At 68.2% G+C, this 641-nt stretch carries 1 protein-coding gene; it reads right to left on the reverse strand.

Features of this window, described 5'->3' with window-relative positions; translation table 11 throughout:
* On the reverse strand, positions 1-641 hold a 641-nt coding region (locus G7A99_RS23500; RefSeq protein ID WP_163144462.1), incomplete at both ends, for a GspE/PulE family protein.

Raw genomic sequence — 641 nt, forward strand, 5'->3', positions numbered from 1 at the left:
TCGCCCACCAGGATCACGTCGGGGTCGTGACGGAGGAAGTAGCGCAGTGCGTTGGAGAAGCCGTAGCCGGAGCGCTGGTTGACCTCCGTCTGGCACACGGCGGGGACGCGGTATTCCACCGGGTCCTCCACGGTGAGGACGTTGCGCTCGATCAGTGGCTGCATGCGCAGGGCCGCGTGCAGCGTGGTGCTCTTGCCCGAGCCCGTGGGCCCGGTGAGCAGCACCAGGCCGTGGGGCCGGGAGAACAGCTCGGAGAGCTCGTCCACGTCCTCGCCGATGAAGCCCAGGTCCTGGAGCTTGTCGAGGTCGCTGCGCTCCGGGAGCAGGCGCAGCACCATGCGCTCGCCGTGTTCGGTGATGAGCGTGGACACGCGCAGGGTGAAGGGCTGGTCCAGCACCACGCGGTTGAAGCTGCCGTCCTGCGGCAGGCGCTGTTCGGCGACGTCCATCTCCGCGCACAGCTTGATGTAGCTGTTCAGCCGGTCGAGCACCACCGACAGGCCGAACATGGGCCGCAGGACGCCGTCCACGCGAAAAAGGACGTGGCGGCTGTTCTCCGCGGGGGTGATGTGCACGTCGGTGGCACGCTCCCGCACCGCCAGGGTGAGGATGTATTCGAGCAGGCGCTCCGGGCTGTAGAC

The sequence above is a fragment of the Arhodomonas sp. KWT genome, from assembly GCF_010993615.1.